The following is a 21,281-nucleotide window of genomic DNA, read 5'->3' as shown; positions in this document are numbered from 1 at the left end:
AAATGACAGGCGATAGGGTATGGCAGTTTCAGCAAAGTACGACGAATTTAATCACTGGTGGGCAACAGAGGGCGACTGGGTTGAAGAGCCTAACTATCGCCGTAATGGGATGAGCGGGGTGCAATGCGTCGAGCGCAATGGCAAAAAGCTGTATGTGAAGCGCATGACGCATCATCTGTTTCATTCCGTACGTTATCCGTTCGGTCGACCGACGATTGTCCGTGAGGTTGCGGTAATTAAAGAACTGGAACGGGCTGGTGTCATTGTGCCGAAAATCGTTTTTGGTGAAGCGGTGAAAATTGAGGGTGAATGGCGCGCGTTGCTGGTGACGGAAGATATGGCGGGGTTCATAAGTATTGCTGACTGGTATGCCCAGCATGCAGTAACACCTTATTCTGACGATGTTCGGCAAGCCATGTTGAAAGCTGTGGCGATGGCGTTTAAGAAAATGCATAGCGTTAATCGTCAGCATGGCTGTTGTTACGTTCGCCACATCTATGTGAAAACAGAAGGTATGGTAGAAGCTGGTTTTCTTGATCTGGAGAAAAGTCGTCGCCGCTTACGTCGGCATAAAGCGATTAATCATGATTTCCGCCAGCTGGAAAAATATCTGGAGCCGATCCCTAAAGCGGACTGGGAGCAGGTTAAAGCGTATTACTACGCCATGTAATCACGTAGGCCAGATAAGACGCGTAAGCGTCGCATCTGGCACAAGTACCCGATCACAACTCGATTTCAATATCGCCTTTTGCCCGGCAACAACAGGGCAAAATTTCCCCCGGCTGAATAAAGGCTAACGGTTCGGCAATCCAGTCCACCTGGCCTGCAACAAGGCGTGTGCGACAGGAACCGCAGTAACCTTCGCGGCACTGGTACTCAACCGCCACATTGTGGGATTCCAGCGCCGCCAGAAGGGAAGGGTGTTCATCCTGGCACAGCAGTTGTGTGCCAGTGATGCGCAGGGTAACGCGAGCCATCAGAGCTGGAAGTTACTCAAATCGTCGGTGTCCACTTCCGAGTCAATCTGCCCGACCAGATAAGAACTGACTTCCACTTCCTGCGGAGCAACCTGTACGTTATCAGACACCAGCCAGGTGTTGATCCACGGGATCGGGTTGGAGCGTGTCTGGAACGGCAGATCCAAACCGACTGCCTGCATGCGGATATTGGTGATGTATTCAACGTACTGGCAGAGAATGTCTTTATTCAGACCAATCATCGAACCGTCACGGAACAGATAATCCGCCCAGTCTTTCTCTTGCTGTGCCGCCTGGACGAACAGGTCATAGCACTCCTGCTTACATTCTTCGGCAATTTCCGCCATCTCCGGATCATCCGCGCCGCTGCGCAGCAGATTCAGCATATGCTGCGTACCGGTCAGGTGCAGGGCTTCATCGCGGGCAATCAGGCGAATAATCTTGGCGTTACCTTCCATCAGTTCGCGTTCTGCAAAGGCAAAGGAACAAGCAAAGCTGACGTAGAAGCGGATCGCTTCCAGCGCGTTAACGCTCATCAGGCAGAGATACAGTTTTTTCTTCAGCTCGCGCAGGCTAACGGTTACGGTTTTACCGTTAACGGTGTGGGTGCCTTCGCCCAGCAGATGCCAGTAGCTGGTCATTTCGATCAGTTCATCGTAATAGCTGGAGATCCCTTCCGCACGTTTCTGGATCTGCTCGTTGGTGACGATATCGTCAAACACAACAGACGGATCGTTAACGATATTACGAATGATATGAGTATAGGAACGGGAATGAATTGTTTCTGAGAATGCCCAGGTTTCTACCCAGGTCTCCAGTTCCGGGATCGAGATCAGCGGCAGCAGTGCCACGTTCGGGCTGCGACCCTGAATGGAGTCCAGCAGCGTCTGATATTTCAGGTTGCTGATAAAGATGTGTTTTTCGTGTTCAGGCAGTGCCTGGTAATCGATACGGTCACGAGAAACGTCAACTTCTTCCGGACGCCAGAAGAAAGAGAGCTGCTTTTCGATCAGCTTTTCGAAGATGTCATATTTTTGCTGATCGTAGCGAGCCACGTTGACCGGCTGACCAAAGAACATCGGTTCTTTGAGCTGATCATTTTTCGTCTGTGAAAAGGTGGTATATGCCATGAATGTGTCCTGTTGGGAGTTTAATGCCGGATAAGGCATTTTACGCCGCGTCCTGTGCCTGATGCGACGCTGGCGCGTCTTATCAGGCCTACAAAACCGAGCCGTAGGCCGGATAAGGCCTTCACGCCGCATCCGGCATCTCAATATCAGATCTTACATGCGCCGCTTTCGCAGCCATCGTCCTGGATTGACGGCACCAGATCGTCTTGTGCGTCTTCAGCACCGTCACGGGTGTTCTGATAATACAGCGTTTTGACCCCGAATTTGTAGGCGGTGAGCAGGTCTTTCAGCAGTTGCTGCATCGGCACTTTTCCTGACGGGAAACGTGACGGATCGTAGTTGGTGTTAGCAGAGATGGACTGATCGATAAATTTCTGCATGATACCCACCAGTTGCAGGTAGCCATCGTTACCCGGCATTTCCCACAGCAGCTCATAGGCGTCGTGCAGATGCTCGTAGTCCGGCACCACCTGGCGCAGAATACCGTCTTTCGACGCTTTGATGCTGACGTAACCACGCGGCGGTTCAATACCGTTAGTGGCGTTAGAGATCTGCGAAGAAGTCTCTGACGGCATCAGAGCAGAAAGCGTGGAGTTACGCAGGCCGTGCGTTTTGATTGACTCACGCAGTGCTTCCCAGTCGTAATGCAGCGGCTCATTAGCGATGGCATCCAGATCTTTCTTATAGGTATCGATCGGCAGGATCCCTTTCGCGTAAGTGGTTTCGTTAAACCACGGGCACGCGCCTTGCTCTTTCGCCAGCTCATTAGACGCTTTCAGCAGGTAATACTGAATGGCTTCGAAGGTTTTATGCGTCAGGTTGTTGGCGCTGCCGTCGGAGTAGCGTTTACCGTGCTTCGCCAGGTAGTAAGCGAAGTTGATCACACCAATACCCAGCGTACGACGACCCATCGCTCCACGTTTGGCGGCCGGGATCGGGTAATCCTGATAATCCAGCAGCGCGTCGAGTGCGCGTACTGCCAGAATCGCCAGCTCTTCCAGTTCATCCAGGCTATTAATTGCGCCCAGGTTGAAAGCAGAAAGCGTACACAGCGCGATTTCACCGTTCTCGTCGTTGACGTCGTTCAGTGGTTTGGTCGGCAGGGCGATTTCCAGGCATAGGTTAGACTGGCGCACTGGTGCAATAGCCGGATCAAACGGGCTGTGGGTGTTGCAGTGGTCTACGTTCTGAATATAGATACGACCGGTAGACGCACGTTCCTGCATCATCAGCGAGAACAGCTCAACGGCTTTCACACGCTGTTTGCGGATGCTGTCGTCTTTCTCATATTTGGTGTACAGGCGTTCAAACTCTTCCTGATCGGCGAAGAATGCGTCGTACAGCCCCGGTACGTCGGACGGGCTGAACAGGGTGATATCTTCACCTTTCAGCAGACGGGTATACATCAGTTTGTTGATTTGTACCCCGTAGTCCATATGACGCACGCGGTTGCCTTCCACCCCACGGTTGTTTTTCAACACCAGCAGGCTTTCCACTTCCAGATGCCACATCGGGTAGAACAGTGTTGCCGCACCGCCGCGCACACCGCCCTGAGAGCAGGATTTCACTGCCGTCTGGAAATGTTTGTAGAACGGAATACAACCGGTGTGGAACGCTTCGCCACCGCGAATCGGGCTACCCAGCGCACGAATACGCCCGGCGTTGATGCCGATCCCGGCACGCTGGGAAACGTATTTAACAATCGCGCTGGAGGTGGCGTTGATGGAATCCAGGCTGTCGCCGCACTCAATCAGCACGCAGGAGCTGAACTGACGAGTCGGGGTACGCACGCCGGACATGATTGGCGTCGGCAGCGAAATTTTAAATGTGGAAACCGCGTCGTAAAAACGCTTCACGTATTGCAGGCGCGTTTCACGCGGGTAGTTCGAGAACAGGCACGCAGCAACCAGAATATAAAGGAACTGGGCGCTCTCATAGATTTCGCCGGTCACGCGGTTCTGTACCAGATATTTGCCTTCCAGCTGCTTAACGGCAGCATAAGAGAAGGTCATATCACGGTCGTGATCGATAAACGTGTCCATCTGCTTGAACTCTTCTTCCGTGTAGTCTTCCAGCAGATGATTATCGTATTTGCCCATCTCGACCATTTTCACCACGTGGTCGTACAGCGCAGGCGGCTCAAACTGGCCGTAGGCTTTTTTACGCAGGTGGAAGATCGCCAGGCGCGCGGCGAGATACTGATAATCCGGCGCATCACGGGAGATCAGGTCTGCGGCAGCCTTGATAATGGTTTCGTGGATGTCAGAGGTCTTGATACCGTCATAAAACTGAATGTGGGAGCGCAGCTCGACCTGGGAAATCGAAACGTTATGCAGTCCTTCTGCCGCCCAATCCAGAACGCGATGGATTTTGTCGAGATTGATGCGCTCTGTGCTACCGTCGCGCTTTGTCACCAGCAGATTCTGATTCATGTATGTCGTACCTGTTTTTGGAATTCTTTCCGCAATAGCTTCATGCAGACTACCTGTAGTGAGGGAAGCTGCTTAGAACACTATATATAGGGGGTATGTTTGGGATTCACTGCAAGATAGTGTGAAAATGGCCCTCTTGCAAGTGCATAACTTTGTGGATAACTCAGGAAGGAAAAAGTGGCTTCCGCGCACCTTAGGTCAGACAAGGTATCCGGGAAAGTCAATGGGAAGAGAAAAATTTGTTAAAAATAACTGTTCGGCGATTTCTTGAACGGCAGAATAGTATGGGTAAATTGATATAGATGGTTTATTAATCTTGTCGCTAATGATTGTCAAAATTGATCTAAGCACGAATCATCACATAATCTGATGTATCAGTTGTGGTCAATATATAAGCGAATGTAAGCGATTGTTGAGTCGGAAATGGTTGTTTTCTATTCGGTTATTGTTAAATACCAAGCCAATTTGTTACTTTTGCATATATTATAAGAATATTATTTATTACTTTAATTCAGTTTACATATAACCGATTTACCTTAAGGTTATTAATTTGAATTATGACACACTGATATTATTCATCAAATAATAACAAAATAGTCATTGCGCCGGGTTGTACAATTTACAAAAGAAATATACCCCATAGCGCATAATGCGATTAAATACGCCGTCTTATAGAAAATGATGGTTAGATGAATATGCGGATTATCTTTCTACGCAAGGAGTATTTATCTTTACTCCCGTCAATTATTGCATCTCTTTTCTCTGTTAACAGTATCGCGGAGGTTTTGGATTCATGCCAGGGATATGATATCAAAGCGAGTTGTCAGGCCAGCAGGCAAAGCCTTTCAGGCATTACGCAGGACTGGAGCATCGCCGATGGGCAATGGGTGATTTTTTCGGGTATGGCCAATAATGCCAGCGGTGGGGCCGTATTTTTGCAGCAAAGTGCTGAATTTACGATATCGCCACAAAATGAAACTGGAATGACTCTGTTTGCCAATAATACTGTCTCAGGAGAATATAATAATGGCGGGGCAATATTTGCTAAAGAAAACTCAACGCTGAATCTTACTGATGTTATTTTTTCCGGTAACGTCGCAGGCGGCTATGGTGGCGCAATCTATTCTTCTGGTACTAATGATACTGGTGCCGTCGATTTACGTGTCACTAACGCCATGTTTAGCAATAACATCGCTAATGATGGCAAAGGTGGCGCAATTTATACCATCAATAATGATGTCTATTTAAGTGATGATGTTTTTAATAATAACCAGGCATATACATCAACAAGTTACAGTGATGGCGATGGCGGTGCAATCGATGTCACCGATAATAATAGCGATATCACGCATCCGTCAGGTTTCACAATAATAAATAACACCGCATTTACAAATAACACTGCCGAAGGTTATGGCGGGGCAATTTATACCAATAGCGTGACGGCTCCCTATCTTATTGATATTTCTGTTGATGACAGCTACAGCCAGAACGGCGGTGTGTTAATCGATGAGAACAATAGCGCAGCAGGCTATGGGGATGGTCCTTCCACTGCGGCGGGCGGCTTTATGTATCTCGGCTTAAGTGAAGTTACCTTTGATATTGCTGACGGAAAAACGCTGGTTATCGGCAATACAGAGAATGATGGAGCTGTTGACTCTATTGCTGGTACCGGGTTGATCACCAAAACAGGTTCCGGCGATCTGGTACTTAATGCAGATAACAATGACTTTACTGGTGAGATGCAGATTGAAAACGGTGAAGTTACCCTGGGTCGCAGCAACTCCCTGATGAATGTCGGAGATAATCATTGCCAGGACGATCCGCAAGACTGCTACGGTCTGACGATAGGGAGCATTGATAAGTACCAGAATCAGGCAAAGCTAAATGTTGGCTCCACCCAACAAACCTTTGTGCACGCATTGACGGGCTTTCAGAATGGCACTTTAAATATCGATGCTGGTGGCAATGTTACTGTTAATCAAGGCAGTTTTGCTGGCACCATCGAAGGTGCTGGTCAGCTCACCATTGCGCAAAACGGCAGCTACGTGCTGGCAGGGGCGCAGTCGATGGCGCTAACTGGCGATATAGTCGTTGATGATGGCGCGGTGCTTACGCTAGAAGGCGACGCGGCAGATCTCGCCGCTCTCCAGGACGAGCCGCAGTCGATCGTGTTAAACGGCGGTGTGCTCGATCTCTCTGATTTCTCCACCTGGCAGAGCGGCACATCATACAACGATGGCCTTGAAGTCAGCGGCAGCAGCGGAACGGTTATCGGCAGTCAGGATGTGGTAGATCTTGCAGGCGGAAACGATATGCATATCGGCGGCGACGGGAAAGATGGCGTCTACGTGGTGGTCGATGCGGGTGATGGGCAGGTCAGCCTGGCAAATGACAATCAATACCTCGGCACAACGCAAATTGCTTCCGGTACGCTGGTGGTGAGTGACAACTCGTAGCTTGGAGATACCCTCTATAACCGCCAGGTTATCTTTACCGATAATCAACAAGAAAGCGTGATGGAGATTACTGCCAATGTCGATACTCGCTCTACAACGGTTGAGCATGGGCGTGATATTGAAATGCGCGCCGACGGTGAAGTGGCAGTTGATGCGGGGGTAGACACGCAGTGGGGCGCACTGATGGCTGACAGCAGCGGGCAGCATCAGGATGAGGGTAGCACATTGACTAAAACGGGGGCTGGCACCCTGGAGCTGACCGCCAGCGGTACGACGCAGTCGGCGGTGAGAGTAGAAGAAGGCACGCTGCAAGGCGATGCTGTGAATATCTTTCCTTATGCTTCGTCGCTGTGGGTCGGTGACGGAGCAACATTCGAGACTGGCGCAGATCAGGATATCCAGTCTATTGATGCTACTTCCAGCGGCACTATCGACATCAGTGATGGCACCGTTTTGCGCCTGACGAGTCAGGATACTTCCGCCGCACTGGATGCCTCGCTGTTTAACGGCGACGGTACGTTGGTGAATGCCACCGATGGCGTGACGTTGACAGGCGAGCTTAATACTAACCTGGAAACTGACAGCCTGACCTATCTTTCCGATGTGACGGTTAATGGTGATCTAACCAATATGTCCGGTACAGTCAGTCTGCAAAATGGTGTCGCTGGCGATACGCTCACGGTAAACGGTGATTACACCGGCGGTGGTACGTTGTTTCTCGACAGCGAATTAAACGGCGATGACTCGGCAAGCGACCAACTGGTGTTGAACGGCAATACCTCAGGTAACACGACCGTGGTGGTTAACCCCATTACCGGCATTGGTGAACCGACTTCTACAGGTATTAAAGTGGTTGATTTCACTGCTGATCCCACGCAATTTCAAAACAATGCGCAGTTTAGTCTTGCGGGCAGCGGCTACGTCAATATGGGCGCGTATGACTACACGCTGGTGGAAGATAACAACGACTGGTATCTGCGATCGCAAGAAGTAACGCCACCATCGCCACCTGATCCAGACCCGGACCCAACTCCCGATCCTGCTCCCACGCCAGATTCTGATCCAACACCCGACCCGGCTCCAGCCCCTACGCCTGCCTACCAGCCGGTGTTGAATGCCAAAGTTGGTGGATATTTTAATAACCTGCGGGCGGCAAATCAGGCGTTTATGATGGAGCGACGCGATCACGCTGGTGGCGATGGTCAGACGCTGAATTTACGTGTTATCGGCGGACGTTATCATTACACGGCGGCAGGGCAACTGGCTCAGCATGAAGACACTTCTACGGTGCAGCTTAGCGGTGACCTGTTTAGGGGGCGCTGGGGTGATGACGGCGAATGGATGCTAGGGGCCATTGGTGGTTACAGCGATAACCAGGGCGACAGCCGCTCGAATATGATCGGAACTCGCGCCGATAACCAGAACCACGGTTATGCCGTTGGGCTGACCTCAAGCTGGTTTCAGCACGGTAGCCAAAAACAGGGGGCCTGGCTGGATATCTGGCTGCAATACGCGTGGTTTAACAATGATGTTTCCGAACATGAAGATGGCGTGGATCATTACCACTCATCGGGGATTATCGCCTCGCTGGAAGCCGGGTATCAGTGGTTACCGGGGCATGGTGTGGTGATTGAACCACAGGTGCAGGTGATTTATCAGGGGGTGCAGCAGGATGATTTTACCGCTGCTAACCATGCGCGGGTATCGCAATCGCAGGGCGATGATCTTCAGACGCGGTTGGGGATACACAGCGAATGGCGTACCGCTGTTCATGTCACACCAACATTAGATCTGAATTATTATCACGATCCCCATTCGACGGAAATTGAAGAAGATGGCAGCACTATCAGTGACGATGCGGTGAAGCAACGGGGGGAAATAAAAGTGGGAGTAACGGGCAATATCAGTCAGCGAGTGTCCCTGCGTGGTAGCGTGGCGTGGCAGAAAGGGAGTGATGATTTTGCCCAGACGGCAGGGTTTTTGTCGATGACGGTGAAATGGTAATCGCTGTCTGACCGGCACTATTGCCGGATGCGGCGTAAACGCCTTATCTGGCCTACGGGAGCATTTGTAGGCCTGATAAGACGCGGCAAGCGTCGCATCAGGCATTGGCACGGTTGCCGGATGAATCCAAACAACAACCTCACTTATTCTGCGTGTGCAGCATATAGTTCACATCGACGCCGGGGCCGAGCTTAAAAGTGTTAGTGATCGGGTTGTAATGCAGTCCGATCATATGCCGTTCTTTTAGACTGGTCTGATCCACCCAGCCCAGCAATTCTGCCGGTTTAATAAACTTCTTCACATCATGCGTACCTTTAGGCACCATGCGTAAAATATATTCCGCACCAACCACCGCCATCAGCCACGACTTGCCGTTGCGGTTAAGCGTCGAGAAAAAGACATCGCCGCCCGGTTTTACCAGTTGCGCACAGGCTCTGACCACTGACTGCGGATCGGGAACGTGCTCCAGCATCTCCATGCAGGTCACCACATCATACTGCCCGGCATGTTTTGCGGCGTGCTCTTCCACGGTTTCCTGCACGTAATTCACCTGAATGCCACTTTCCAGTGCGTGCAGCTTTGCCACCTGCAATGGCTCAAAGCCCATATCCAGACCGGTCACCGTCGCGCCTTCGCGCGCCATACTCTCGGCCAGAATGCCGCCGCCACAACCGACATCGAGTACCTTTTTGCCAAATAAACCGCCAGCACGCTCGGCAATATAGCCCAGACGCAGCGGGTTAATGCGGTGCAGCGGTTTGAACTCACCTTCCAGATCCCACCAGCGGGAGGCGACGGCTTCAAATTTAGCGATCTCTTCGTGGTCTACGTTAGGGGTTACCGGCGATTTTTCGGCATTCATTGGCACTTCTACTCCGTAATTGGCAAGACAAACGAGTATATCAGGCATTGGATGTGAATAAAGCGTATAGGTTTACCTCAATCAGCGCGGCTGTGTTATAATTTGCGACCTTTGAATCCGGGATACAGTAGAGGGATAGCGGTTAGATGAGCGACCTTGCGAGAGAAATTACACCGGTCAACATTGAGGAAGAGCTGAAGAGCTCCTATCTGGATTATGCGATGTCGGTCATTGTTGGCCGTGCGCTGCCGGATGTCCGAGATGGCCTGAAGCCGGTACACCGTCGCGTACTTTACGCCATGAACGTACTAGGCAATGACTGGAACAAAGCCTATAAAAAATCTGCCCGTGTCGTTGGTGACGTAATCGGTAAATACCATCCCCATGGTGACTCGGCGGTTTATGACACGATCGTCCGTATGGCGCAGCCATTCTCGCTGCGTTACATGTTGGTAGACGGTCAGGGTAACTTCGGTTCCATCGACGGCGACTCTGCGGCGGCAATGCGTTATACGGAAATCCGTCTGGCGAAAATTGCCCATGAACTGATGGCCGATCTCGAAAAAGAGACGGTCGATTTCGTTGATAACTATGACGGCACGGAAAAAATTCCGGACGTCATGCCGACCAAAATTCCTAACCTGCTGGTGAACGGTTCTTCCGGTATCGCCGTAGGTATGGCAACCAACATCCCGCCACACAACCTGACGGAAGTCATCAACGGTTGTCTGGCGTATATCGATGATGAAGACATCAGCATTGAAGGGCTGATGGAACACATCCCGGGGCCGGACTTCCCGACGGCGGCAATCATTAACGGTCGTCGCGGTATCGAAGAAGCTTACCGTACCGGTCGCGGCAAGGTATATATCCGCGCCCGTGCGGAAGTGGAAGTTGACGCCAAAACCGGGCGTGAAACCATTATCGTCCACGAAATTCCGTATCAGGTGAACAAAGCGCGCCTGATCGAAAAAATTGCGGAACTGGTAAAAGAAAAACGCGTGGAAGGCATCAGCGCGCTGCGTGACGAATCTGACAAAGACGGTATGCGCATCGTGATTGAAGTCAAACGCGATGCGGTCGGTGAAGTGGTGCTCAACAACCTCTACTCCCAGACCCAGTTGCAGGTTTCTTTCGGTATTAACATGGTGGCATTGCACCATGGTCAGCCGAAGATCATGAACCTGAAAGACATCATCGCTGCGTTTGTTCGTCACCGCCGTGAAGTGGTGACTCGTCGTACTATTTTCGAGCTGCGTAAAGCTCGCGACCGTGCTCATATCCTTGAAGCATTAGCCGTGGCGCTGGCAAACATCGATCCGATTATCGAACTGATCCGTCATGCGCCGACGCCTGCAGAAGCGAAAACGGCGCTGGTTGCTAATCCGTGGCAGCTGGGCAACGTTGCCGCGATGCTGGAACGTGCGGGCGATGATGCTGCGCGTCCGGAATGGCTGGAGCCAGAGTTCGGCGTGCGTGACGGTCTGTACTACCTGACCGAACAGCAAGCTCAGGCAATTCTGGATCTGCGTCTGCAGAAACTGACCGGCCTTGAGCACGAAAAACTGCTCGATGAATACAAAGAGCTGCTGGATCAGATCGCGGAACTGTTGCGTATTCTTGGTAGCGCCGATCGTCTGATGGAAGTGATCCGCGAAGAGCTGGAGCTGGTTCGTGAACAGTTCGGTGACAAACGTCGTACTGAAATCACTGCCAACAGCGCAGACATCAACCTGGAAGATCTGATTACTCAGGAAGATGTGGTAGTGACGCTCTCTCACCAGGGCTACGTTAAGTACCAGCCGCTTTCTGAATACGAAGCGCAGCGTCGTGGCGGGAAAGGTAAATCTGCCGCACGTATCAAAGAAGAAGACTTTATCGACCGACTGCTGGTGGCGAATACTCACGATCATATCCTGTGCTTCTCCAGCCGTGGTCGCGTCTATTCGATGAAAGTCTACCAGTTACCGGAAGCGACTCGTGGCGCGCGTGGTCGTCCGATCGTCAACCTGCTGCCGCTGGAACAGGACGAACGTATCACCGCGATCCTGCCGGTGACTGAGTTTGAAGAAGGTGTGAAAGTCTTCATGGCGACCGCTAACGGTACTGTGAAGAAAACCGTCCTCACCGAGTTCAACCGTCTGCGTACCGCCGGTAAAGTGGCGATCAAACTGGTTGACGGCGATGAGCTGATCGGCGTTGACCTGACCAGCGGCGAAGACGAAGTAATGCTGTTCTCCGCTGAAGGTAAAGTGGTGCGCTTTAAAGAGTCTTCTGTCCGTGCGATGGGCTGCAACACCACCGGTGTTCGCGGTATTCGCTTAGGTGAAGGCGATAAAGTCGTCTCTCTGATCGTGCCTCGTGGCGATGGTGCAATCCTCACCGCAACGCAAAATGGTTACGGTAAACGTACTGCGGTAGCGGAATACCCGACTAAGTCGCGTGCGACGAAAGGGGTTATCTCCATCAAGGTTACCGAACGTAACGGTTTAGTGGTTGGCGCGGTGCAGGTAGATGACTGCGACCAGATCATGATGATCACCGATGCCGGTACGCTGGTACGTACTCGCGTTTCTGAAATCAGCATCGTGGGCCGTAACACCCAGGGCGTGATCCTTATCCGTACTGCGGAAGATGAAAACGTGGTGGGTCTGCAACGTGTTGCTGAACCGGTTGACGAGGAAGATCTGGATACCATCGACGGCAGTGCTGCGGAAGGGGACGATGAAATCGCTCCGGAAGTGGACGTTGACGACGAGCCAGAAGAAGAATAATTTCATCGCCTCATGCCAAAAGGGAGTTATCTCCCTTTTTTGAATTGAAGTCCAGGCTGCAAAGTCTGGGCTTTTGTCGTATTAGGGCGCGGTAAAGTTTTGCTGTACCCATAAAAAATGGCTGGCTTTACACAAGGAATGTGGCAATGGGTAGTGAAAAAAAGCGAAAGGCTGGCGGTTCTATGGTCTTGTAGGTTTTGGCGCAATAGTACTGCTTTCCGCTGGTGTCTGGGCATTGCAATATGCTGGTAGTGGGCCAGAAAAAACGTTGTCGCCGCTGGTGGTACACAACAATCTGCAAATCGATCTCAATGAGCCGGATCTCTTTCTCGATAGCGACTCTCTGAGCCAGCTTCCCAAAGATCTTCTCACTATTCCGTTTCTTCACGATGTTCTAAGCGAAGATTTCGTTTTTTATTATCAGAACCATGCCGACCGTCTGGGCATTGAAGGCAGCATTCGCCGCATTGTCTACGAACACGATCTCACACTAAAAGATAAGCTCTTTTCGTCACTCTTAGATCAGCCCGCGCAGGCGGCGCTATGGCACGATAAACAAGGCCATCTTTCTCATTATATGGTGCTGATCCAGCGAAGTGGTTTAAGCAAGCTGTTGGAGCCATTGCTGTTTGCCGCTACCAGCGACAGCCAGTTAAGTAAAACGGAAATCAGTAGTATTAAGCTAAATAGTGAAACCATCCCGGTTTATCAGTTGCGCTATAACGGCAATAACGTCCTGATGTTCGCAACTTATCAGGACAAGATGCTGGTGTTTTCCAGCACGGACATGCTGTTTAAAGATGATCAGCAGGATACCGAAGCCACGGCGATCGCAAGTGATTTGTTGAGCGGTAAAAAACGCTGGCAAGCCAGCTTTGGCCTGGAAGAGCGTACTGCCGAAAAAACGCCAGTACGCCAGCGCATCGTGGTCAGTGCAAATTTGCTGGGTTTTGGCTACCAGCGATTAATGCCTTCTTTTGCTGGTGTGCGCTTCGAAATGAGCAACGACGGCTGGCACAGTTTTCTGGCGTTAAATGATGAATCCGCAAGCGTAGATGCCAGTTTCGATTTTACGCCTGTATGGAACAGTATGCCTGCAGGGGCCAGCTTCTGTGTGGCGGTGCCTTATTCACATGGTATTGCTGAAGAGATGCTTTCCCACATCAGCCAGGAAAACGACAAGCTCAACGGGGCGTTAGACGGTGCTGCGGGGCTGTGCTGGTATGAAGATTCAAAATTGCAAACTCCGCTGTTTGTCGGTCAGTTTGATGGCTCTGCCGAACAAGTGCAATTGCCAGGAAAACTGTTTACGCAAAATATTGGTGCGCACGAAAGCAAAGCCGCAGAAGGTATATTGCCAGTAACCCAGACGCAGCAGGGCGAAGCGCAAATCTGGCGTCGCGAAGTGAGTTCCCGATACGGTCAGTATCCGAAAGCACAGGCGGCGCAACCAGATCAATTAATGTCGGATTATTTTTTCCGCGTGTCGCTGGCGATGCAAAACAAGACGATGCTTTTCTCCCTCGATGACACGCTGGTCAATAACGCGTTGCAAACACTGAATAAAACCCGCCCGGCAATGGTGGATGTGATACCCACTGAAGGCATTGTTCCGGTCTATATCAATCCACAAGGCGTGGCGAAACTGCTGCGTAACGAAACGCTGACCAGTCTGCCGAAGAATCTCGAACCGGTTTTTTATAACGCCGCACAAACTTTATTAATGCCGAAGCTGGACGCTTTATCTCAACAACCGCGTTATGTCATGAAGCTGGCCCAGATGGAACCCGGTGCCGCCTGGCAGTGGCTACCCATTACCTGGCAGCCACTATGAGGCACGGGCTGCTGGCGCTGATTTGCTGGCTGTGTTGTGTTGTTGCTCATAGCGAAATGCTGAATGTCGAACAATCGGGGCTGTTTCGCGCCTGGTTTGTGCGTATTGCACAGGAACAGCTTCGCCAGGGGCCAAGTCCGCGCTGGTATCAGCAGGATTGTGCGGGCCTGGTGCGATTTTCGGCGAACGAGGCGCTGAAAGTTCACGACAGCAAATGGCTAAAAAGTAACGGTATAGCAAGTCAGTATTTGCCGCCTGAAATGACGCTAACACCTGAACAGCGTCAACTGGCGCAAAACTGGAATCAGGGGAACGGAAAAACCGGCCCCTATGTGACCGCGATTAATTTGATTCAGTACAACAGCCAATTTATTGGCCAGGACATAAACCAGGCGTTGCCTGGCGATATGATTTTTTTCGATCAGGGCGATGCCCAGCACTTAATGGTCTGGATGGGGCGTTACGTCATCTACCACACCGGAAGCGCCACGAAAACTGACAACGGAATGCGCGCAGTCAGTCTGCAACAACTTATGACATGGAAGGACACCCGATGGATACCCAACGATTCCAATCCCAATTTCATTGGCATTTATCGTTTAAATTTTCTGGCGCGATAGCAGCGTGCTTGTGCCTGTCTCTTGTGGGAACAGGGCTTGCTAATGCTGATGATTCGCTTCCTTCCAGTAACTATGCGCCGCCCGCCGGGGGAACATTCTTTTTGCTCGCTGACAGCAGTTTTAGCAGCAGTGAAGAGGCGAAAGTGCGACTGGAAGCGCCGGGGCGTGATTATCGGCGTTACCAGATGGAAGAGTACGGCGGCGTGGACGTTCGCCTGTATCGTATTCCTGACCCGATGGCATTTTTGCGCCAGCAGAAAAACCTGCATCGCATTGTGGTGCAACCGCAATATCTGGGCGACGGGCTGAACAATACGCTAACCTGGCTGTGGGATAACTGGTATGGCAAATCTCGCCGTGTAATGCAGCGTACTTTCTCTTCTCAGTCACGGCAGAATGTGACTCAGGCGTTACCCGAATTACAGCTCGGTAATGCCATTGTTAAACCTTCCCGTTATGTACAGAACAGCCAGTTTTCACCGCTGAAAAAATATCCACTGGTGGAACAGTTCCGCTATCCACTATGGCAGGCAAAACCGGTCGAGCCGCAGCAAGGGGTAAAACTGGAAGGCGCATCCAGCAATTTCATCTCGCCGCAGCCGGGCAACATCTATATTCCTCTCGGCAAACAAGAGCCGGGACTGTATCTCGTCGAAGCGATGGTCGGTGGGTATCGGGCAACGACGGTGGTGTTTGTTTCCGATACCGTGGCGCTTAGCAAAGTGTCAGGCAACGAACTTCTGGTGTGGACTGCTGGCAAAAAACAGGGTGAAGCGAAGCCAGGCTCAGAGATCCTGTGGACTGACGGTCTTGGCGTGATGACTCGTGGTGTGACCGATGACAGCGGTACCTTGCAGTTACAACATATATCGCCGGAACGTTCATACATTCTGGGTAAAGATGCAGAAGGCGGCGTTTTTGTCTCAGAGAATTTTTTCTACGAAAGTGAAATCTACAATACCCGCTTGTATATCTTTACTGATCGCCCGCTATATCGCGCAGGCGATCGTGTCGATGTTAAAGTGATGGGCCGCGAGTTCCACGATCCGTTGCATTCATCCCCTATCGTCAGCGCACCGGCGAAACTTTCAGTGCTGGATGCTAATGGCAGCCTGTTGCAAACCGTCAATGTCACGCTGGATGCGCGTAATGGCGGGCAGGGGAGTTTCCGCCTGCCAGAAAATGCCGTTGCCGGAGGTTATGAATTACGTCTTGCTTACCGCAATCAGGTCTATAGCAGTAGTTTTCGCGTAGCCAACTATATCAAGCCACATTTTGAGATTGGTTTAGCTCTCGACAAAAAAGAGTTCAAAACAGGCGAAGCGGTTAGCGGCAAACTGCAACTGCTTTACCCGGATGGCGAGCCGGTAAAAGATGCCCGCGTGCAGTTAAGTTTGCGCGCTCAGCAATTATCAATGGTCGGTAACGATTTGCGTTATGCCGGACGTTTCCCGGTGTCGCTGGAAGGCAGTGAAACGGTTTCCGACGATAATGGTCATGTGGCGTTAAATCTCCCCGCCGCCGATAAACCAAGCCGTTATTTGTTAACTGTCTCCGCCAGTGACGGCGCGGCGTATCGTGTCACCACCACCAAAGAGATCCTCATTGAACGTGGTCTGGCGCATTACACTTTGAGCACCGCCGCACAATACAGCAATAGCGGTGAATCGGTTGTTTTCCGTTATGCTGCGCTGGAATCTTCAAAACAGGTTCCTGTTACGTATGAGTGGTTGCGTCTGGAAGACCGCACGAGCCACAGCGGAGATCTACCTTCTGGCGGCAAATCCTTTACCGTCAATTTCGATAAACCAGGCAATTACAACCTGACGTTACGCGATAAAGACGGCTTAATTCTCGCCGGGTTAAGCCATGCCGTCAGCGGTAAGGGCAGCACGGCGCATACTGGTACGGTAGATATCGTGGCAGATAAAACGTTGTACCAGCCAGGCGAAACCGCGAAGATGCTGATTACCTTCCCGGAGCCAATTGATGAAGCGTTATTGACGCTGGAACGTGATCGCGTTGAACAGCAGTCGCTGCTATCGCATCCGGCAAACTGGCTGACGTTACAACGTTTAAACGATACCCAGTATGAAGCCCGCGTACCGGTGAACAATTCCTTTGCGCCTAACATCACTTTTTCGGTGCTGTATACCCGTAACGGTCAGTACAGTTTTCAGAACGCCGGGATCAAAGTTGCCGTTCCCCAGTTGGATATCCGGGTGAAAACGGACAAAACCCATTACCAGCCAGGTGAACTGGTCAATGTCGAATTAACCTCGTTGCTGAAAGGTAAACCAGTTTCTGCGCAGTTAACGGTTGGCGTGGTCGATGAAATGATCTACGCGCTGCAACCGGAAATCGCGCCGAATATCGGCAAATTTTTCTATCCGCTGGGGCGTAACAATGTGCGCACCAGCTCCAGCCTGTCATTTATCAGCTACGACCAGGCGCTCTCCAGCGAACCTGTTGCGCCTGGCGCGACTAACCGCAGCGAGCGGCGAGTGAAAATGCTGGAACGTCCACGGCGTGAAGAAGTGGATACCGCTGCCTGGATGCCGTCACTCACAACCGATAAACAAGGCAAAGCGTATTTCACGTTCCTGATGCCTGATTCATTAACCCGCTGGCGCATCACCGCGCGTGGGATGAACGGCGACGGGCTGGTCGGGCAGGGGCGTGCTTATTTGCGTTCGGAAAAAAATCTCTACATGAAGTGGAGTATGCCAACGGTATATCGCATGGGTGACAAACCGGCGGCAGGACTGTTTATCTTCAGTCAGCAGGATAACGAACCGGTGGCGCTGGTGACTAAATTTTCAGGCGCTGAGGTGCGTCAGACGCTGACGTTGCATAAAGGGGCGAATTATATTTCGCTGACGCAGAATATTCAGCAATCTGGCTTGTTAAGTGCAGAACTCCAACAAAATGGGCAAGTGCAGGACAGTATTAGCACAAAACTGTCTTTTGTGGATAACAGCTGGCCCGTTGAACAGCAGAAAAACGTCATGCTCGGCGGTGGCGATAACGCGCTGATGTTGCCCGAGCAGGCGAGCAATATCCGGCTACAAAGTAGCGAAACGCCGCAGGAGATTTTCCGTAACAATCTTGATGCGTTAGTCGATGAACCGTGGGGTGGCGTGATCAACACCGGTAGCCGTCTGATCCCGCTCAGTCTCGCCTGGCGTTCACTTGCCGATCATCAAAGTGCCGCCGCTAACGACATTCGTCAGAGGATTCAGGATAACCGTCTGCGGCTGATGCAACTGGCGGGGCCCGGAGCGCGCTTTACCTGGTGGGGTGAAGATGGCAATGGCGACGCATTCCTCACGGCATGGGCATGGTACGCCGACTGGCAGGCCAGCCAGGCGCTCGGCGTAACGCAACAACCGGAATACTGGCAGCATATGCTCGACAGCTACGCGGAGCAGGCGGATAACATGCCGTTATTGCATCGGGCGCTGGTGCTGGCGTGGGCGCAGGAGATGAATCTGCCGTGCAAAACGTTGTTGAAAGGGTTGGATGAAGCTATCGCCCGGCGCGGAACTAAAACTAAAGATTTCTCTGAGGCAGACACCAGCGATATCAATGACAGCCTGATCCTCGATACACCTGAATCTCCACTGGCAGATGCGGTGGCAAACGTCTTAACCATGACGTTGCTGAAAAAAGCGCAGTTGAAGTCCACTGTGATGCCACAGGTTCAGCAATATGCGTGGGATAAAGCGGCAAACAGTAACCAGCCGCTGGCGCACACGGTTGTGCTGCTCAATAGCGGAGGCGACGCCACCCAGGCAGCCGCTATTTTAAGTGGTTTAACCGCTGAGCAATCCACCATTGAGCGCGCGCTGGCAATGAACTGGCTGGCGAAATATATGGCGACGATGCCTCCGGTTGTGTTACCTGCTCCTGCGGGCGCATGGGCCAAACATAAGTTAACCGGAGGGGGTGAATACTGGCGTTGGGTTGGTCAGGGCGTGCCGGACATTCTCTCTTTTGGTGACGAATTACCGCCGCAAAACGTGCAGGTTCGCTGGCGTGAACCGGCAAAAACGGCTCAACAAAGTAACATTCCGGTGACCGTTGAACGACAGTTGTATCGGCTTATCCCGGGTGAAGAGGATATGAACTTTACCTTACAGCCTGTCAACAGCAATGAGATTGACAGCGATGCGCTGTATCTCGATGAAATCATGCTTACCAGCGAGCAAGATGCAACTCTGCGCTACGGCCAGGTAGAAGTACCGCTGCCGCCGGGAGCCGATGTTGAGCGTACAACCTGGGGCATTTCGGTCAATAAACCGAACGCCGGAAAACAGCAAGGACAACTGCTGGAAAAAGCGCGAAATGAAATGGGCGAACTGGCCTATATGGTGCCGGTGAAAGAACTGACGGGAACGGTCACTTTCCGCCATTTGCTGCGCTTCTCGCAAAAAGGGCAATTCGTTCTGCCTCCTGCTCGTTATGTGCGTTCCTATGCACCTGCACAGCAAAGTGTTGCGGCAGGGAGCGAATGGACCGGGATGCAGGTGAAATAAGTGAACTGGCGCAGAATCGTCTGGCTATTAGCGTTGGTTACTCTGCCAACGCTTGCGGAGGAGACGCCGTTACAACTGGCGCTGCGGGGCGCGCAGCACGATCTACTGTATCAGCTGTCGTCATCAGGCGTGACCAAAGTCTCGGCATTACCTGACACACTCACCACGCCGTTAGGGAGTTTGTGGAAACTGTATGTTTACGCCTGGCTGGAGGATACCCATCAACCAGAGCAGCCCTACCAGTGTCGCGGAAACTCCCCGGAAGAGGTTTATTGTTGTCAGGCTGGGGAGAGCATAACGCGCGATACCGCGCTGGTACGCTCCTGTGGACTCTATTTTGCGCCGCAACGGTTGCATATTGGTGCAGATGTTTGGGGGCAATACTGGCAACGGCGTCAGGCACCTGCGTGGTTAGCGTCTCTTCCGACGCTGAAGCCAGAAACCTCGGTAACGGTTAAATCGCTGCTTGATTCATTAGCGACGTTACCCGCGCAAAACAAAGCTCAGGAAATCTTACTGGATGTGGTGCTGGACGAGGCGAAAATCGGTGTCGCATCCATGCTCGGTAGTCGGGTACGGGTGAAAACCTGGAGCTGGTTTGCCGATGATGGGCAGGAAATCCGGCAGGGTGGTTTTGCCGGCTGGTTAACGGATGGTACACCGCTGTGGGTTACTGGCAGTGGCACCAGCAAAACGGTACTGACCCGTTATGCGACGGTGCTTAATCGGGTATTGCCAGTGCCGACGCAAGTTGCCAGTGGGCAATGTGTAGAGGTGGAGCTGTTTGCCCGTTATCCGCTGAAGAAAATCACGGCGGAAAAGAGTACGACAGCAGTAAAACCCGGCGTACTTAATGGGCGCTATCGTGTGACGTTTGCCAATGGTAACCACATTACGTTTGTCAGCCACGGTGAGACGACCTTACTGACAGAAAAGGGCAAACTGAAATTGCAGTCGCATCTTGATCGTGAAGAGTACGTTGCCAGAGTACTGGATCGCGAGGCGAAAAGTACGCCCCCTGAGGCAGCGAAAGCTATGACCGTGGCGATTCGCACTTTTTTACAGCAAAACGCCAATCGGGAAGGCGATTGCCTGACCATCCCTGACAGCAGCGCCACGCAGCGTGTTTCTGCTTCGCCAGCTACCACGGGGGCGCGAATGATGACCGCCTGGACGCAGGATCTCATCTATGCGGGCGACCCGGTCCATTATCACGGCAGTCGCGCTACCGAAGGGACGCTTTCCTGGCGGCAAGCCACCGCCCAGGCGGGGCAGGGAGAGCGTTACGACCAGATACTCGCGTTTGCTTATCCCGACAATAGCCTTAGCCGCTGGGGAGCGCCACGCTCAACCTGCCAGTTATTACCCAAAGCGAAGGCCTGGCTGGCGAAAAAAATGCCGCAGTGGCGGGGTATGTTACAAGGCGAGACGGGGTACAACGAACCAGACGTGTTTGCGGTCTGCCGTTTAGTCTCAGGTTTCCCCTATACCGATCGGCAGCAGAAACGGCTGTTTATTCGTAACTTCTTTACGCTTCAGGATCGGCTTGATTTAACCCATGAGTATCTGCACCTGGCCTTTGATGGTTATCCCACCGGGCTTGATGAGAACTATATCGAAACGCTGACCCGACAATTATTAATGGACTAATGCT

Annotated in this window: 10 protein-coding genes and 1 pseudogene; 7 read left to right on the top strand and 4 right to left on the bottom strand. The window is 51.9% G+C overall.

Going from position 1 to position 21,281, the window contains the following annotated elements; genetic code table 11:
• Positions 1 to 19: 19 nt before the first annotated feature.
• Positions 20 to 670 carry a lipopolysaccharide kinase InaA gene (gene inaA / locus QUE34_RS13425; RefSeq protein ID WP_000301053.1) on the top strand — a complete coding sequence of 217 codons (651 nt, stop codon included), beginning with the start codon at positions 20 to 22 and terminating at the stop codon, positions 668 to 670.
• 52 nt (positions 671 to 722) lie between these two features.
• Here inaA and yfaE read toward each other — a convergent pair whose 3' ends face one another.
• The 3 genes from yfaE to nrdA all read right to left on the bottom strand — a co-directional run bounded on the left by yfaE (position 723) and on the right by nrdA (position 4,539).
• The gene (gene yfaE, locus QUE34_RS13420) at positions 723 to 977 is read right to left on the bottom strand and encodes a ferredoxin-like diferric-tyrosyl radical cofactor maintenance protein YfaE (protein WP_000135039.1); all 255 of its coding nucleotides are present in this window, start codon (positions 975 to 977) and stop codon (positions 723 to 725) included.
• Positions 977 to 2,107, bottom strand: a complete 1,131-nt coding sequence (gene nrdB, locus QUE34_RS13415; RefSeq protein WP_000332037.1) for a class Ia ribonucleoside-diphosphate reductase subunit beta — start codon at positions 2,105 to 2,107, stop codon at positions 977 to 979. Before nrdB ends, yfaE begins: the two co-directional genes overlap by 1 nt.
• Before the next feature lie 146 nt (positions 2,108 to 2,253).
• Positions 2,254 to 4,539: a class 1a ribonucleoside-diphosphate reductase subunit alpha gene (nrdA, locus tag QUE34_RS13405; protein WP_001075170.1), complete on the bottom strand. Its 2,286-nt coding sequence runs from the start codon at positions 4,537 to 4,539 to the stop codon at positions 2,254 to 2,256.
• A gap of 695 nt (positions 4,540 to 5,234) precedes the next feature.
• Here nrdA and yfaL point away from each other — a divergent pair.
• A pseudogene (gene yfaL / locus QUE34_RS13400) lies at positions 5,235 to 8,999 on the top strand (AIDA-I family autotransporter adhesin YfaL/EhaC).
• 139 nt (positions 9,000 to 9,138) lie between these two features.
• On the opposite strand, the gene ubiG reads toward yfaL, so the two are convergent.
• Positions 9,139 to 9,861 (bottom strand): bifunctional 2-polyprenyl-6-hydroxyphenol methylase/3-demethylubiquinol 3-O-methyltransferase UbiG, encoded by a 723-nt coding sequence (gene ubiG, locus QUE34_RS13395; protein ID WP_032184662.1) that lies wholly within the window; start codon positions 9,859 to 9,861, stop codon positions 9,139 to 9,141.
• Between the two features lie 146 nt (positions 9,862 to 10,007).
• Here ubiG and gyrA point away from each other — a divergent pair, with 146 nt between their 5' ends.
• The 5 genes from gyrA (at position 10,008) to QUE34_RS13370 (ending at position 21,277) form a co-directional block, all read left to right on the top strand.
• Positions 10,008 to 12,635, top strand: a complete 2,628-nt coding sequence (gyrA, locus tag QUE34_RS13390) for a DNA topoisomerase (ATP-hydrolyzing) subunit A (protein ID WP_001281242.1) — start codon at positions 10,008 to 10,010, stop codon at positions 12,633 to 12,635.
• A gap of 205 nt (positions 12,636 to 12,840) precedes the next feature.
• Complete coding sequence (locus QUE34_RS13385; protein WP_105268394.1) at positions 12,841 to 14,469, top strand: DUF2138 domain-containing protein; 1,629 nt, start codon at positions 12,841 to 12,843, stop codon at positions 14,467 to 14,469.
• The gene (locus QUE34_RS13380; protein WP_001328405.1) at positions 14,466 to 15,089 is read left to right on the top strand and encodes a DUF1175 domain-containing protein; all 624 of its coding nucleotides are present in this window, start codon (positions 14,466 to 14,468) and stop codon (positions 15,087 to 15,089) included. The genes QUE34_RS13385 and QUE34_RS13380 overlap by 4 nt, the downstream gene beginning before the upstream one ends.
• A gap of 23 nt (positions 15,090 to 15,112) precedes the next feature.
• Positions 15,113 to 19,627 carry an alpha-2-macroglobulin family protein gene (locus QUE34_RS13375; RefSeq protein ID WP_198600483.1) on the top strand — a complete coding sequence of 1,505 codons (4,515 nt, stop codon included), beginning with the start codon at positions 15,113 to 15,115 and terminating at the stop codon, positions 19,625 to 19,627.
• Complete coding sequence (locus QUE34_RS13370) at positions 19,628 to 21,277, top strand: YfaQ family protein (RefSeq protein ID WP_103253511.1); 1,650 nt, start codon at positions 19,628 to 19,630, stop codon at positions 21,275 to 21,277.
• Positions 21,278 to 21,281: the final 4 nt, after the last annotated feature.

It is taken from the genome of Escherichia sp. KS167_9B (genome assembly GCF_030295215.1).
In the GTDB taxonomy this organism is placed as follows: Bacteria; Pseudomonadota; Gammaproteobacteria; order Enterobacterales; family Enterobacteriaceae; genus Escherichia; species Escherichia coli_F.
This window is presented reverse-complemented; position numbering and strand designations above follow the sequence as displayed.